This window comes from Stygiolobus sp. CP859M, assembly GCF_037389975.1.
In the GTDB taxonomy this organism is placed as follows: domain Archaea; phylum Thermoproteota; class Thermoprotei_A; order Sulfolobales; family Sulfolobaceae; genus Stygiolobus.
This window is the reverse complement of sequence record NZ_JBBHKS010000019.1, coordinates 108,737-123,721: the sequence shown is the minus strand read 5'-3', so window position 1 is coordinate 123,721 and position 14,985 is coordinate 108,737. Positions and strand designations below refer to the sequence as shown.

The window sequence follows — 14,985 nt, the reverse complement described above, 5'->3', positions numbered from 1 at the left end:
CTACACACCTACCTCCTTTTTTAAAATTTCAATAAACCTCCTCCTCTCACCCAACCCCCTCGCAAAATGACTATCCAAATTATCACCCACAATAATGGGGGTAAGAAAAAACACATATAACTTCAAATAAGGTTCGTTACTGTTAGCTATGTCACGGAGCATTTTATTGTAGTCGTCGAAAGTATAGTCCCTCACGTGGAAATGGATATTGAAACCCTTGTCCCTCAGAGTATCCAATAACACCTTTCCGTACCTTTTGAGTTTCAACATTCTTGTGTCACAACCTTTGGGTAACTTCTTCTCTGAAAGGGACGAAATACCCCTGATCGCGTTTAAGTGATTCAACTCAGCCAGAGCTATCAGTTTCTTAACTCTTTCATCATCTATGTTGTCATAGAAGAAAATTGCAGAACCTATTTCATGATAGATGAAAGACGGTAATTTACCGACACAATTGTCGTCAAATTGCTCCTGATAATATTCCCCCGCCTTACCGATATCGTGGAGTAGTACTGATAATTCAAAAAGGCTATCGTCTACTTTGATACCGAACTTTTCTAGCCTCCTCTTCGCAACGTCGATATACGAAGAGGTCATCACCATCTTTGCGTAATTTAACGAGCCTATAGAGTGGTCTACCAGAGTCTGGTTAGTAAAGGCACAAGGTTTCACAAGATACCACCTATCTCCTTATCGTAACCCCTTATGACTACACCGTCTATTCCTTCCTTAAGGAACATCAATTGAAGACACTCTCCCTTAACTTCAACGTCTTTACTTACCTCCCCATTCTTTATGACACCGTTCTGCTTTAACTCCCTTAAAGCCTCTTGCTCAGTTAGGGGGACTGCATAATCTATACTGAAGTTATTGACGGGAAAACCTAAGATAATTGACGTGTCCCTAACTAAATTACAAACTTTCTCGTAAAGATTCTTTGTCTTATCGTGGTTAGCGAATACGGAATAGTCAATCGTAGTTAAATCCCCTAGTAGGGCGTAGTCGACCTCGTATTCCCTTTCAGCTAACTTAGGCAAATCACCCCCGTCCTTTATCGAATTCCAGACACTCTCAACCTCTCTCTTGTCGTACACTTTCCCGCTGAAGGGAAAAACGTGAACCTCACCAACTCCCCCGTACCTAGCTACCCTACCGGCCCTCTGAATTAAATTCGATGCCGGACTGGCTTCGGTGATAAGGACGTCAAAGCTCGTATCGACACCTGCCTCAATAACTTGGGTAGAAATGACGAACCTCGCACCCTCCTCGACTATCCTTTTGACGATCTCTACCCTGTCATTTTTGTTAAACTTGCTATGTATTAGCACGGGGTTAACCCCCTCAGCCTTTACCTTTTTGTAAAACTCAACAGCCTCAGCCCTCGTGTTAAAGACTACTAAGACCCTCTTACCTTTTTTGAACTGGTTCACGGCGTCATCTAAAACTTCTTGCGTTGAAATCTTCCTCACCGTGATCTCCCTTTTTATTGCAAAGTTAGGGTCTTCGACCACTTTAAAGTCCCTACCGTACTTCTTTATCAAGTCCTCAAGGTTTTTATCGATAGTAGCCGACATGACTACCACCGGTACTCCAGCGTCTGTAAGGGACTTAATAGAAGCCAGACCTACTGTTAAAGGCCTCCCTTCCTCTCCGAGTAGGTGGAACTCGTCGAAGATCACTATCGACGAATAGATCATCCCCCTCGATAACTCGTAGTGCGAGCCGTAATTTTTGAAGACGTTCTTTACCTCAACAGCCGGTAGTTTAAACAAGTTCAAAACAAAAGTATCTAGAGTAGTGACCGTGACTTTTTTCATAAAAAACGGTGAGTCCGAGTAGTCCATGTCTTGTGCTGCAATACTCTTCGTCTTGATGACCCCACTCTCACTGTCCTTTTTCAACTTGTTATATAAATCCTGGACTATCGCCCTTAAAGGCAGTACGTGAATTACCCTATCGAAGTACTGCCCGTGGATCGTAGCATTGGCTAAGACCTTAGTCAAAGTAGTTTTACCATAACCGGTAGGGGCTTTCAGAATCACGTTGTGACCTTTCTCAAGAGTTTCAATAGTCTCCCTTATAGCCTTCCTATCTTGGAGGTTGTTCTTTTTAATAAACTCATCGTAGGCTTCGATTAGTTTACCCGAATACAACGTATTCCCCTCCCACCTCATAAGCCTCGTTAGCTTCGACCTCGACTTCGTTACAAGTCAAGGGGTACCCCAAGACCGGGATCGCATACCTTAAAGTATTCCCGCTACTCCCCCAAATGTAACCGTTCTCGTCCCAGAAGTCCACATACTCGACCCTACCAGAAATCACCTTAACGTCGGCAGGAAAATAGTAACTGGTCTTGAGTCTACCTTTGACTTTTTTAGCATCACCTATTTCAACGTCTTCAACACTTACCAGACATTCCTTACAGCCCAACCTGGTTATAGACCAACTCCACTTCTCTAACTCTCCTCTGTCCATGTCAGCAACGTAGACGACCTTGATGACCTTGTTAGGGCTGTACACTTTTCCCGTCGGTACTACACCGTATCTGTACCTCTCTTCCAACCTCCTTTCCTTCCTCTGGAAATACATGATGACGTTCTTAACGATGTCCTCAATGTACCCGCCCAAGAAGTCCCTCTCATATGACGCTGCCGCCCTGACCTTTAGACCAAACGCCGGGCTCACCATCTTGCCCTTCTCTGCCCTATTGTCTACCCCCCTGAATTTACCGTAAGCTAAGGCACCCACAAGAGTAGTAGGGGGAGGTAAGTAAAAAGAGGGCTTAGCCTTAGAGGCAAACGGTACTGAGACTGAAAAACCCCAGTGGAGTCTTAAAAAAACTTTAGAATATAACATTGGGAACCCTCTTACTTGCCCATTAACTTCTCTACTAACTCCTCAACGTTACTTACCTTTACAGCACCTTCTCCCTCTTCTACGCCCTCGTTGTTTATCACGTAAGCCTTACCCTTCCCGTTAAATATACCTTGGGCCTTACTTAACCTCTGCATCGTCGTCTTGACGTAATCATTACTGTGCCCCGGTTCCGGTACAAACGGGAAGTCTGTGACCGTTACTACTCCCGACATCAACTTCATTGACGGTAGGAACCTAGACTTTTTACCGCCGAAGTTGCCAGTTAACACGCTGTACAACGCTTGGATCGCGACTTTAACCCTCAACTGTCTCTCCTTCTCTAACTCCTCTTCTCCCTTTACTTTCTCTCCCTCCGTTGACGGTACCGCAATTAGGTCCTCGTCTAAGGAGAAAGACATCACGTAAAGGGCGGAGGACACTTCGACATTGTAAATCATTTGCCCGCTCTGGCTACTCCTGACGTGGAATTGAGCTTCTAACTGTGCTGGTATGTCGTCTCCGATAAGTGCAGGGATCATATAACCGAACTTAACCCTCGACGTCCTCCTGACCGGGGGATTCCCTGCGTACATGAAACCGCCGACGTCAGCGACCACGTCGTGAAGCATTACATCTACCTCGAACTTCCTTGCGTTTTCGGGTTTTTTAGGTTGTTCAATTTTTTCCTCCTTCAAGACTTCATCTGTGGAGAACTTTATGAAGTCGTACCTCGACGAGAAAACGCCTACAGGCAACTTCTCCTTCTTCGCTAAATCCACTAACGCTACTTGATACGCGTGGGCTAGGGACTCACCTGATATCGCCGGTACGTAACGCACCAAGTAACCTACGGAGGTCTTCAACACTACCGGGGCTGTCCTATGCCTTGACAAGTTACCTACTGTCTCTACGCCGTTAAGGCTTTCCGTATTAATTAAAAACCTGAAGGAACCGCTTATCATGAACTACCACCTGCCAATAGGGTTTTATTAGCTATGGACATAGCTAATGCACCTGCTTTCCTAGCGTAATACACGTCTCTTTCGACTAGTCTCAAGAAGTCCTCAACATCCTTATCCGTGGGTAGATACCCCACGATATTATACTCCTTCTCCTTAGTCTTTATCGAAATTGCAGGGTAACTTTGTTCCTCTTCACCCTCTTTACTCTCCTCGTCCTTCCCTTTCTTGATCTTCACGCTCGACAACTTTATGTCACCGTTGCTGATCCCAACTTGTAAGACCCTCTGCGACTCGTACACGACCTTGGCTACTGCCTCTTTTGACAGTGCGTTCGAAAACCTGTCTACATAGGTAGGGGACTCGCTGTAGATAGTTACCGAAGCTAACATGTTAGCCACCCTCTTTAACAGACCTTCTATTTCTTCTGCACTCATCAACAATACATATACAAAGGGACATTTAAATGTATTTCGGTTCGAAAAAGCTTTTCAATCAGATGAAAAGTAAGTGGTCGAAAGTACCAGCTCGCCCTTGAAAGTCAGTCTCATACTATTGTCGATAAGCCCCATCTCCTTCAGGTCGTTAACCCTCCTCCACACCGTCGACAAAGGCATGTTGAGCCTCTTGTGAATAGAGTTAACTGTATTATACCCCTCCTTGATTGCCTTCAAGACCTCCAAGTGGTCCTTACTGAGCGAAACGGGCTTAAAGTCACTTATCGAGAATTGGAAATAGCCTTTAAAGTCCTCAGTTTCCAGTTCGACAATAGCGTCGACGTCCTTTAAAAGGAGGGTCAAAAGCAGTGCAACAGTCAGTACCCTCATACCGCCTGATAAGTTAAAGACCAGCTTTTTCCCCTTATAGTCCTCGAGCTTCCTCCCCACTTTGAAGACTAGTTCTTTAAAATCGTACGGGTTTACTTCTACTACCTCGTATTTTACGTTAGCCGAATTGATTACGCCCACGAGGGAGTTCAGGGCTTTTTTCGCTAAATCGTTCTCGAACGAGCCGAAAATGACTACACCTTCTAACTCCCTAAACCACCTCATGAAAGCCCTAACTTGGAACTTCTCATCAAAACCCAAAGTTGTCAGGAGTACGGTCATATTTAAAAGTTGTGAAAGACTACTATAAGACTTTTCCGTTGGTCGGAAAAACACCGCCTTTTTTTTTGTCTGACTGGCTTTACGAGGGAAAAACCCCCACAGTCCACCCGGTGTCCGACTGCGGAAATGCGTTACTATTAATTGAGTAAAGAAACCCCTTCTCCCATATGTACAATAATCCTCAGGTCATTAAGCGTGAAACGCCTACACCTTTGTATTGATTTGCATACGTCATTAACTAAGTCGTTTCTTATGAACTCCTCAGGAGAACAGAAGGGCGGGTTTAAATCTTTCAATTCCATTGAGGATTAACTAGATTTAGCAGTTGCAGCGTTTGGTGTAGGGGCGATTTACGGCTTTCAATTCCATGGAGGATTAACACTATACTGTTCCCTTTCACTACAATATATATCTGATTACCCTTTCAATTCCATGGAGGATTAACGAGGGAGGAAGAAGGAGAAAATGAAAAAGTGAAAAAATACGTATTCTTTCAATTCCATGGAGGATTAACTCGCAATAGCCCTGCTAATAGTCGGTGTAATAATAGGACTGTCCTTTCAATTCCATGGAGGATTAACTAATTCCTCTATTGCTTATAATGCGATTTTATTCCCAAGTGAGACTTTCAATTCCATGGAGGATTAACTTTAGCCCACTGTAATTTCTCCGTAGATTGTTTATCTAACCTTTCAATTCCATGGAGGATTAACCCAGCCCAATTCCAGATACTACAAAACCATTATTTTGTTATTTCTTTCAATTCCATGGAGGATTAACCCGCTCTCTATGTCCAAACAACATGGGAAAACCGCAAGCTGTAGCTTTCAATTCCATGGAGGATTAACCAGATAGTGCGTACATTGTTATAGATGACAATATCGAGGACTTTCAATTCCATGGAGGATTAACAGGAGCAAGTGGAGGTGGATCGATTTTCAGCAACCCGTTAGTCCTTTCAATTCCATGGAGGATTAACTGGTAACAGTATATGTTGAGGACGGGACATGGTATATTTTCAACTTTCAATTCCATGGAGGATTAACTCATGATCACGGACTGTCTACAACGATAGGTTATGAGACTTTCAATTCCATGGAGGATTAACAAGGAAAAACCCCAAAGTGGTTAATCTTTTCTATAAATAAACTTTCAATTCCATGGAGGATTAACAAGGAGTTTTGGGGCTGTTTCCAATCAGAGGTTTATATGAGTCCTTTCAATTCCATGGAGGATTAACATCCCAGCTACTACAAATATATAATACTCTTGTTAGTAACTTTCAATTCCATGGAGGATTAACTGAAGGTTTTTATATTATTTCATATCTTATCTTTACTCTTCTCTTATATAAGTTTTACTGTGCTTAGCGTTTTTGTCATTACTGAATTTTGCTTACTCCCGTGTTATTTTAGGATTTTGATGAATAGAATAGCGTTCGACGTTACTTAGGTAGAGAATTTATTTGCTCACTGACTAATTGAAAGAAACTCCCAACAAAAATTGGGAATAAAAAGGGAGATATAATCATTTCACTATCTAACTCTATTGATTCAAAAATAGAAATTCTGTCATACTCATTTCAGGAGCAGTTTAACCAAGGTCATGACTTATAAACGTAGTAGTGTTTGGGTAGACCATTCTAGTGCCGTGTCTGAAGAAATACGAGCAGCCAAGCTGAAAATAAGGGCTAATTCACGTCTCCTAAGCACGGTTCATGATATGACGTTTAATGTCGGTGACCGTTCTTAGAGAATGAGTAGAAGTGAACCGCGTTAATCATTCACTTGTAGGTCATCCTTTTTCAAGATAGTAGGAATAGTAAGGTCTACAATTACGAAAGGTTATCATCACCGTACTAAGTGTGTAGTTAGTTAAGTTACGTGTATATAAGTTATGCGTATAAAGGGGGCTTTACTAACCTTTACTATATAGGTAGGATAGATGTAATACCTGTATATACGACTGTCAGTTCGACCGTCATAATGGTTTGATTATGTAATTAAGAAGAAATGTGATTACCCTCAGAGATTTTTTAGAGGGTGACACCGTCAAATCGGAAATTACCGTTAGAGTTTTCCTCCGTCACGAGAAGAATTAGAATGAAATTATTGTGTAACTTATTTCAACATCGAAATAAAGACACTTTAACGACGACGATATGAATTATTAAGACACTAGACCTTGTTCACTAAGCAACAATAACAGCACTCTCATAACGGGCTGCTGTTCCTAATGTCGACTCGGCCTTTACCTCGGCACTAATCACTTCTTTAACCATCACAGCCCAGTGCCCTTTAACTGAACTCAGACTCTCATCACCGATGAGTTATCCTTATCCTCTTCTTATCTCTTTCTTAGCTTTTTCCCACGGTAGTTCCTCGAGCTATCATTGACTACTATTCCTAGAGTGGTTGGGTAAACTCCTTCTCCTCTTCCCTTCTGATAGACTAACCTTTTCTTTTTCAGCAAACCTACTTCGTTCATAACCGTTTTTAATTTCTTGCCCGTTTTTTCGGCTAGCTCTTCCAACTTAATCCCCGGTGCTTCTACTACATTATTCAAAACCACTTCTGTCTCACTTCCTATCCCTTCTACGGCTGTTCGGAACTCTTCAACGGAAAAGTAAAAATCTTCATCTTCCTCCACATATATCCTCCCGATCCTTTTGTATATGACTAAGGAGAGTATTACCCCTAACATTAACGCTCTACTTTCTCCTCCTGAGACGTCTACTACTAACGGGTCTTTTAGCCCGTTTAAGATTTCACCTATCTTTCTTACCACTTGAAATATACTTTCGCTTATCTCGACTTCTCTTACGATAGGGTCCTTCAAACCCATTTTTAGCGTTACAGCATTAAGTGCGTTTAATGCTCTCTTAATACCTGCAGAGATTGGGGACTTTATCAGGAGCACAATATCATCGTCTTTACTGGCGTTAGTAGAGACTAGCCTTCTAATCGCGAAATCTTCATGTAAACCTAGCGTGAAAAGATAAGTTTTCATACTTAGCAATAATGTGGTATTATCACTTTTATATTTATTACGCATTTGTTGGGAATTGTTCAAAATTCCTAAAATACAATAACCTTCCGTAAATTCTGCAGAGTAAATGGTAAAAAGGCTAAGATACTTTAAGTTCTTTTCTATTTCAGAATGTACACTTGAGGGATGCTTAAACTTCACGAATGATAAAAATAACATACCTTAAATCTATCATCGGGATGTCGTAATAGAAGGTGTGTTTACTTGATTCACGCCATCAGCAAGGTTATTAACCGTGGTATTCTGACTCTTAATCATAACTCTTCTATATTTCTAAACTCATACTATCTTAATTCCCTTTAGAACTTGGGATTTAGTAATACCCAGTTTTGGTAATACTTATCTTAACTTCTTTTGTATAATGCTTTAATGATCTGGAGGCAACATCTTAAGAGACTACATAGAGTAAGGGAATATGACCCCGTACCCGACGAGCTAAGAGGTTGGCATTATTATTCTCCACCGGTAAAGCCAAAGAGCTATATGGGGCTTACCATGGGGGAGATTGCATACGACTATTGTCCTACGAAGAGAGACGTTTACTTGAGGAGAGTTCTAAACGAGAGAGGGAGTGAAAAGTCACAATTAGTTTACGGCCAAGCGATACACAGAGTGTTCTCGAAGGCGTTGAATGACGTGAGGAGGATGTATGTTATGGGTAAGGACCCATTCGACATAGTTAAGGAGAGTTATCTCGAACAAGAGTTCTGTCCTCAAGAGATTTACGACTACTGTAAGAAAGTTTATGGTAACTTGATCTTGATCTGGTCGTCACAATTAGCAGAAGCTAAGGCTTTTTACGGTGGAGACTCGGTGGGTTTTCTCCCATGGTCTACTGAAGTGAGGGTAGACGGTTCTGCTATTGGTATGTCAGATAGGCTGGTAATAGATGCTCTAGGGGAATTTACACTTATTGAAGTTAAAACCGGAAAAAGAGAGGACTTCCACAAGTTAGCCTTAGCAGGATATGCCCTAGCAATAGAATCTGTAACAGAGACTCCTATGGATTACGGTCTCCTCGTGTATATTAACGGTTATCCTAACGATGTGGAGATAAGGTTTGAAGGTCATTATATATCACCCGACTTGAGAAGAGTCTTCCTAGATAAGAGGGACGAGGTAATAGACCTGATACAGAACGGAAGAGACCCGGGTAAACCCGTGAAGTGTCCTGAAAACTGTCCGTTCTACGGAGTGTGTTGGAGATGAGTAATAGAGACTCCACCTTTAACTCCACTGAAATCCTATTTGCGTTGGAGATAAAAGGCAAGGTAAGGAAAGGAGGGCTGAAAAGTAAGACTGGGGGTAAAAGACTTCGTTTGGGACATAGGGCCAAATTGTATGGGGTGAGGGATAATTCAGATGAAAGAACGACTATTAGCAGTCCAGATGAACAGCTCCCCATCTCCATGTACCTTGCAGAAAAAGTGGGAGATAAAAAGACAAAAGAAAATCAATTAAATAACAAACCCAGTGTTTACAATACAAGGTCTGATTGTTATCTACTGACAGTGATTATCAGTAAATCCAGAATAGGTAAAAGGGTGTTGTTAAAAAAGGCCTCTAATTTAGTGAGCTGTGTCAGTGAGACACTAAAATCTTTCCAGAAAAATCACGTTATATCAATACCTGAAATAGACGATTTAAATAAAGAGCTGATATCGTTAGTTAATAGGAAACTGTTATACTCACCTTATCAGTTATGGAGGCGTTAAATCATGAAGGCTTTGGAAATAACCGATTACGGGATAAGGCTTTCAGCGAAAGGTAGGACTTTTGTGTTGAGTAAGAAAGGCACTAAAACAAAGAATATCTCCCCAGCTGAAGTAGACCAGATCTTAATTATGACCTCAGGCGTAAGCATAACCTCTAAGGCGATAAGGTTGGCTTTAGACCACGGAATAGATATAGTGTTCTTGGATTCAAGGGGACTACCTTTCGGTAGGTTGTTTCACTCAGACCCCGTAAAGACTGTGGACACGAGAAAAGGACAGTACCTAACTATACTAAAAGGCGAGACAGATATACCGAAGGAGATAATAAGGGCTAAGGTGAAAAACCAAGCTAGTCACATAAAATATTGGTTTAAGAGGCTAGGTATAGAAGGTAATGATTACAAGGAAATAGAAGCTAAGGTTGACGATGAGCCTACTGCAGCAAGGTTTTATTGGCATGCAATAGGCAGGATTATACCTATGAAAGGTAGAGACCCTGAGAGTAGTGATGAGTATAACGTATCATTTAATTACGCTTATGCCATACTTTACTCTAACGTACAAAGGGCATTACAGTTAGTCGGATTGGATCCCTATGCGGGGTTTATACATAAGGATAGGAGCGGTAAGCTTAGTCTTGTATATGACTTTTCTGAAATGTTTAAACCGGTAACTGTGGACTTTCCTCTCGTGTCATTAGTCGTTGAACAAGGGTTTAAACCTAAAGTTGTTGAAGGGATACTTGATTTGGAGAGCAGGAAGAAGATAGCTGACGCTGTAATTAATGCGTTGAACTCTAGAGTGAAGGACGAGTTAGGTGAAGTGAGGACGTGTAACCAAGCTATAAGGGCTTACGCCCTAAAGTTAGCGTCAGCAGTTAGGGGAGAAGAGAAGTTTAAGGGCTTCGTAAAGGTGTGGTGAAACGATGAGCCAAATTTCAATAGTGGTGGACAGAGTTAGTAGCAGGCAAAGAGGAAGGCATGACCACCGTTCGTCTAATGTCTTTTTGTGGTACAGTTGGTGGTGGGGGTGGTTGTTGTTGCATGACCACCATTCGTCCAATGTAGTTAAAGTTGTTTTACTTGTTCATAAAGGGTTGGACGCGAGGCGGTAGTAATGAGTGCCCTATTCCATTTTGAACTCGATTCTAGGGTCAATCCTTTAAGTAGTTCTAAAGTGTATAGTACAAATTTAGCTGAGTTCGGGCATTATCAAGATCTCCACGTGGGAAAAAATCCACGTTTTAGTGAGGTTGTTATTTACAGCTTACCTATCCATGGTGCCTATGAGGGTAAAAGCTATATAAATGTAATTGGCTTTCAGACTTTGAACGCTGTTATTGTAGGTAGGATTACTTTATGTGGTTTAATCAGTTTTCAGGGTGGGGTATGTGTGGGTGTTAGTAGTCTACGATATTTCTGAAAACGATAAGAGGAATAAAGTAGCTAAGGAATTACAGAGGTTAGGTCTGAGTAGGATACAAAGGAGTGCGTTCGTAGGTGACTTAGATCCACAGCGTTATAAGGACTTGGTGAGGATATGTGAGAAACTCGTAAACGGTAAGGAAGACATACTACATATAATCCCTTTAGGTCTTAGGGACTGGGAGAGGAGGGTGGTAATAAGTGGTGACAGTGTCGGACGTGAAGCAGTACCACTTCTGTAAGGCAATACCTTGGATTAACTACGTAATGGGTTTCAGAGAACCTCAGACCTTTTCGATGGAAGAGGGTAAAAAGGTATCTCATGAGGAGGCAGCGAAGTCTCTGAACTTACCTCAGCCTATTAAGTATGAGGTGTGCCTTAAGTACAGATCACTTCACGGTTGTGTAGACATCTTAGCGGGGGAGAAGAGTTTCACGGTAGTGGAAAACAAAGCGTATAGGAGGATAAACTTCTCGCACTTCAGATATCAGTTAATGGCCTACGCCTACTTGGTCAGACACAGTTTAGGAGTAGTTGAAAAGGCTATACTTTTCATGAACGGTAAAGTCGCGTTAGAATTAGAGCCTACAGAAGAGCACTACACGTATGTGGATCACGTAGTGAAAAAGATTGAGGAAGTTATAAAGAGTGATAGACCGCCGATAGTTAACAAGGATAAGTGCGACTTCTGTCAGTATAGGAGAGTTTGCCCCGTAACAACTTATAGCTTTTAGAGATCCGTGCGTCATTAAGTCCTCTCGTGAGAATATTAAGCTATTAGTCATTTCCAAAATAGTAGGTTATTAAAGAAAGAAAGGCAGTAAAATTTATAGTTGTAGTGTTTTTTACCCGTGGCGTAACTTTTCCTTACTTTTAGTTCCGAACGGGCACCCCCTTAACCCCTTTCTTTGTAAAGTAAAAGAAAATAATGAAACAAAGGAACTGTTATAATATTCGTATTGTGATAATAAAAGGGCTAAGATAAAAACAAAAAAGTTTTTAAAAGTGTCTTTGCAGAAGTAGAAATGGGGATGAGGGGATGATGTACACAACACGAGTTGACCTATGATAGGATGCCCGGAAGCTGACCTGACCCCCTCATCCCTAATTCATTACTTATCTTTTCAACTATTAAGCTTTTCTTCTCATCCAATTTTAAAAAATTGAGCAAAGAATGAGGCTAGATCCTAACATTAAATCTACGACGTGAGAATAATTGTATAAACTCCTCAGCTGCTAAGAAAAAATTCAATCAGTACGTGTAATTACTACTAGAAGTTTTGATAATGAAAAACAGAAGAGTGAAAGCTTAAGGCCCAAGGTTCTTTTGATGTGTAAAAAGTGTTTACCCGTGGCGTAACTTTTCCTTACTTTTAGTTCAGAACGGGCACACCCCTCTTAAGAGGTTTCCGATCTGGTGTAAATTCGACTTAAGGAAATACCCATAGTCCGATACCCTTTTTATTCCTTTAAGATAATAATTAATTGAGGGCTTTCCGATGAAAAGCCTACTTGACCCGTCGGGGTTAGCCCGAGGGGGATGAAAGGCTTTTAAAATCTTTCCAAGTGTTATTATCCAGTGAATGAATATCACGTTTTTGTTGACGAATCTTACGATATGAGGTTTTTCGTATTAGCTATATTATCTTTCAATTCCGTTGAGGATTAACATGTATATAAACTTTCAGCTACAACTCAATTGAAGGGCCTTTCAATTCCATGGAGGATTAACCTTACTCTCGGGGTTCCTCGATGGGTACCGGGGTTGGCACTTTCAATTATATGGAGGATTAACTTAGAACGATTTCTTCACCTTTACGAACTGGAAATGAATTCTTTCAATTCCACGGAGGATTAACTAGTCAGCATTTTGAGGCTGGTTCACAGTCCCTAACGTACCCTTTCAATTCCACGGAGGATTAACCGAAGGCTCAAAGACGTTATATTCAGTGAGCGGACAGGGGTTCTTTCAATTCCGTTGAGGATTAACGAAAGTAATGGAACTGAGGAGGAATGTGAAAGCCTATTTTATCTTTCAATTCCATTGAGGATTAACAGAGCTTTCCGAGATCGAGAGTGAGATTTTCCGTAAAAGTCTTTCAATTCCATTGAGGATTAACTGAAATCTTCGGCATCGTTAGCTGTTATACCTATTTGTTTTCTTTCAATTCCATTGAGGATTAACGTAGTATACGATACTAGGACAAAACAACAAGTGTTAATGTGCTTTCAATTCCATTGAGGATTAACAATTTAGATAGTAAGAGACTAGAAGAAGCCTTCTTCTTAACTCCTTTCAATTCCATTGAGGATTAACTACAATATTATACCACGCTTTTTGTCTTTTTCAAATCTGCCTTTCAATTCCATTGAGGATTAACACTGGGACTTCGCTAAGCTGAGGGGTAATGACTATAAGAAGCTTTCAATTCCATTGAGGATTAACTCCTCAAAAAACCTGAGAAGTCCCTTAAGGTCTACCTTTTGCTTTCAATTCCATTGAGGATTAACGAATTGTGTTCGATATGCACAGTGTTATATTGATAGGACAACAACTTTCAATTCCATTGAGGATTAACGTATCAAGTGTACTAACAAACGCAGTAGCTGTGCAACCTTTCAATTCCATTGAGGATTAACTTGCTCCCACTATGAGTGGGAACAGGTAGGTCTGACATGCTCTTTCAATTCCATTGAGGATTAACAGGTGAGTAAACGGCAATGCTAGCATTACTCTTTGCTGATCTTTCAATTCCATTGAGGATTAACAGTCCCCAGGTTTGTCCTCAGTTTTCAATGCCGTTTAACTACTTTCAATTCCATTGAGGATTAACAGTTAATTAACGGATACACCAGGCTGAAGATAGCTAAGGAATTCTTTCAATTCCATTGAGGATTAACAATAAAAGCGTTCGGGTTTGAGGTAGTCCGCGACCCCGTACGTCTTTCAATTCCATTGAGGATTAACCTGTTCCAGGGAGACTACCTTGTTGTCGAACGTGTCTATGTTGCTTTCAATTCCATTGAGGATTAACAGTCCTTCGGTTTCGCAGCGTTACTGATAAACCAAACTAGGCTTTCAATTCCATTGAGGATTAACTACAACGATACAGTCGAATATAAGGTTTATTGAAAATTCCTTTCAATTCCATTGAGGATTAACTCACACCGTCTGACTGGAGTTCCGCTAGGATTTTCTTCAAACTTTCAATTCCATTGAGGATTAACTTAAGGAGTTCGTGAACGGGCACGAGCTCTACCACATTAAGGCTTTCAATTCCATTGAGGATTAACATGTCCAACCCGTAACTGTTATCATTAAGGTAGTATATAACTTTCAATTCCATTGAGGATTAACTATAAGGTGGGGAAGAGGTTATACTTGATGAAGTTTTATGACTTTCAATTCCATTGAGGATTAACAACAAGATAAACAGTTATGAAAGTCGTATCGAAAAAATAACTTTCAATTCCATTGAGGATTAACGTCCCTGGATCCTATATGAGCATATTTAAGCTGATGTTCGACTTTCAATTCCATTGAGGATTAACGTATCATCATCTTCCGAACTCGTACGGAGTTCATCCCTTCCTTTCAATTCCATTGAGGATTAACAAGTACAGTCAAGCATCACACATGGTTATTGAAAAGTAAAAACTTTCAATTCCATTGAGGATTAACATGATAACGGTATTTAGTCATCTTGTTTTGACCGCAAAAATGCTTTCAATTCCATTGAGGATTAACGTGATGTGGTAGCATCGACTTCTGGTGTTGCTTCTGGTCCTTTCAATTCCATTGAGGATTAACCAGGAAACATCAGAACTAATAACCCTCTCCGCTACAGCATCACTTTCAATTCCATTGAGGAT

Annotated in this window: 13 protein-coding genes and 2 CRISPR repeat arrays (1 of these 15 running past the window's edge); of the genes, 6 read left to right on the top strand and 7 right to left on the bottom strand. The window is 41.0% G+C overall.

Annotated elements, in window-relative coordinates; genetic code table 11:
* The 7 genes from WIW72_RS09215 to csa3 (WIW72_RS09185) all read right to left on the bottom strand — a co-directional run bounded on the left by WIW72_RS09215 (window position 1) and on the right by csa3 (WIW72_RS09185) (window position 7,933).
* Window positions 1-672, bottom strand: a complete 672-nt coding sequence (locus WIW72_RS09215) for a CRISPR-associated endonuclease Cas3'' (RefSeq protein WP_337702539.1) — start codon at window positions 670-672, stop codon at window positions 1-3.
* Window positions 669-2,174 carry a CRISPR-associated helicase Cas3' gene (gene cas3, locus WIW72_RS09210; RefSeq protein ID WP_337721419.1) on the bottom strand — a complete coding sequence of 502 codons (1,506 nt, stop codon included), beginning with the start codon at window positions 2,172-2,174 and terminating at the stop codon, window positions 669-671. Before cas3 ends, WIW72_RS09215 begins: the two co-directional genes overlap by 4 nt.
* Window positions 2,140-2,856: a type I-A CRISPR-associated protein Cas5a gene (cas5a, locus tag WIW72_RS09205; RefSeq protein ID WP_337721418.1), complete on the bottom strand. Its 717-nt coding sequence runs from the start codon at window positions 2,854-2,856 to the stop codon at window positions 2,140-2,142. The genes cas3 and cas5a overlap by 35 nt, the downstream gene beginning before the upstream one ends.
* A gap of 11 nt (window positions 2,857-2,867) precedes the next feature.
* Window positions 2,868-3,818: a type I-A CRISPR-associated protein Cas7/Csa2 gene (cas7a, locus tag WIW72_RS09200; RefSeq protein WP_337721417.1), complete on the bottom strand. Its 951-nt coding sequence runs from the start codon at window positions 3,816-3,818 to the stop codon at window positions 2,868-2,870.
* A complete protein-coding gene (csa5, locus tag WIW72_RS09195; protein ID WP_337721416.1) occupies window positions 3,815-4,252 on the bottom strand; it encodes a type I-A CRISPR-associated protein Csa5 in 438 nt (145 codons plus the stop codon). The genes cas7a and csa5 overlap by 4 nt, the downstream gene beginning before the upstream one ends.
* A gap of 54 nt (window positions 4,253-4,306) precedes the next feature.
* Complete coding sequence (gene csa3 / locus WIW72_RS09190) at window positions 4,307-4,924, bottom strand: CRISPR-associated CARF protein Csa3 (protein WP_337721415.1); 618 nt, start codon at window positions 4,922-4,924, stop codon at window positions 4,307-4,309.
* A gap of 289 nt (window positions 4,925-5,213) precedes the next feature.
* Window positions 5,214-6,227: a CRISPR direct-repeat array (repeat unit 24 nt; unit sequence CTTTCAATTCCATGGAGGATTAAC).
* A gap of 1,043 nt (window positions 6,228-7,270) precedes the next feature.
* On the bottom strand, window positions 7,271-7,933 hold the full coding sequence (gene csa3, locus WIW72_RS09185; protein WP_337721414.1) for a CRISPR-associated CARF protein Csa3: 663 nt from the start codon (window positions 7,931-7,933) through the stop codon (window positions 7,271-7,273).
* A 408-nt stretch (window positions 7,934-8,341) separates the two neighbouring features.
* On the opposite strand from csa3 (WIW72_RS09185), the gene cas4a reads away from it, so the two are divergent.
* The 6 genes from cas4a to cas4 all read left to right on the top strand — a co-directional run bounded on the left by cas4a (window position 8,342) and on the right by cas4 (window position 11,846).
* Window positions 8,342-9,181: a type I-A CRISPR-associated protein Cas4/Csa1 gene (gene cas4a / locus WIW72_RS09180; RefSeq protein ID WP_337721413.1), complete on the top strand. Its 840-nt coding sequence runs from the start codon at window positions 8,342-8,344 to the stop codon at window positions 9,179-9,181.
* Window positions 9,178-9,687, top strand: coding sequence for a hypothetical protein (locus WIW72_RS09175; protein WP_337721412.1), 510 nt, complete (start codon window positions 9,178-9,180; stop codon window positions 9,685-9,687). Before cas4a ends, WIW72_RS09175 begins: the two co-directional genes overlap by 4 nt.
* 3 nt (window positions 9,688-9,690) lie before the next feature.
* Entirely contained in the window at window positions 9,691-10,608 is a 918-nt protein-coding gene (cas1, locus tag WIW72_RS09170) for a CRISPR-associated endonuclease Cas1 (RefSeq protein WP_337721411.1), read from the top strand.
* Between the two features lie 4 nt (window positions 10,609-10,612).
* Window positions 10,613-10,801: a hypothetical protein gene (locus WIW72_RS09165; RefSeq protein ID WP_337721410.1), complete on the top strand. Its 189-nt coding sequence runs from the start codon at window positions 10,613-10,615 to the stop codon at window positions 10,799-10,801.
* A gap of 276 nt (window positions 10,802-11,077) precedes the next feature.
* The gene (gene cas2 / locus WIW72_RS09160; protein WP_337721409.1) at window positions 11,078-11,353 is read left to right on the top strand and encodes a CRISPR-associated endonuclease Cas2; all 276 of its coding nucleotides are present in this window, start codon (window positions 11,078-11,080) and stop codon (window positions 11,351-11,353) included.
* The gene (gene cas4, locus WIW72_RS09155; RefSeq protein WP_337721408.1) at window positions 11,316-11,846 is read left to right on the top strand and encodes a CRISPR-associated protein Cas4; all 531 of its coding nucleotides are present in this window, start codon (window positions 11,316-11,318) and stop codon (window positions 11,844-11,846) included. Before cas2 ends, cas4 begins: the two co-directional genes overlap by 38 nt.
* A gap of 912 nt (window positions 11,847-12,758) precedes the next feature.
* Window positions 12,759-14,985: a CRISPR direct-repeat array (repeat unit 24 nt; unit sequence CTTTCAATTCCATTGAGGATTAAC) (it continues 2,446 nt past the right edge of the window).

Coding starts and splice junctions, on each gene's coding strand:
- WIW72_RS09165 (WP_337721410.1), top strand. CDS start 10,613: ATGAGCCAAATTTCAATAGTGGTGGACAGAGTTAGTAGCAGGCAAAGA.
- cas5a (WP_337721418.1), bottom strand. CDS start 2,856: ATGTTATATTCTAAAGTTTTTTTAAGACTCCACTGGGGTTTTTCAGTC.
- csa3 (WP_337721414.1), bottom strand. CDS start 7,933: ATGAAAACTTATCTTTTCACGCTAGGTTTACATGAAGATTTCGCGATT.
- csa3 (WP_337721415.1), bottom strand. CDS start 4,924: ATGACCGTACTCCTGACAACTTTGGGTTTTGATGAGAAGTTCCAAGTT.
- cas7a (WP_337721417.1), bottom strand. CDS start 3,818: ATGATAAGCGGTTCCTTCAGGTTTTTAATTAATACGGAAAGCCTTAAC.
- cas4a (WP_337721413.1), top strand. CDS start 8,342: ATGATCTGGAGGCAACATCTTAAGAGACTACATAGAGTAAGGGAATAT.
- cas3 (WP_337721419.1), bottom strand. CDS start 2,174: ATGAGGTGGGAGGGGAATACGTTGTATTCGGGTAAACTAATCGAAGCC.
- csa5 (WP_337721416.1), bottom strand. CDS start 4,252: ATGAGTGCAGAAGAAATAGAAGGTCTGTTAAAGAGGGTGGCTAACATG.
- cas1 (WP_337721411.1), top strand. CDS start 9,691: ATGAAGGCTTTGGAAATAACCGATTACGGGATAAGGCTTTCAGCGAAA.
- WIW72_RS09175 (WP_337721412.1), top strand. CDS start 9,178: ATGAGTAATAGAGACTCCACCTTTAACTCCACTGAAATCCTATTTGCG.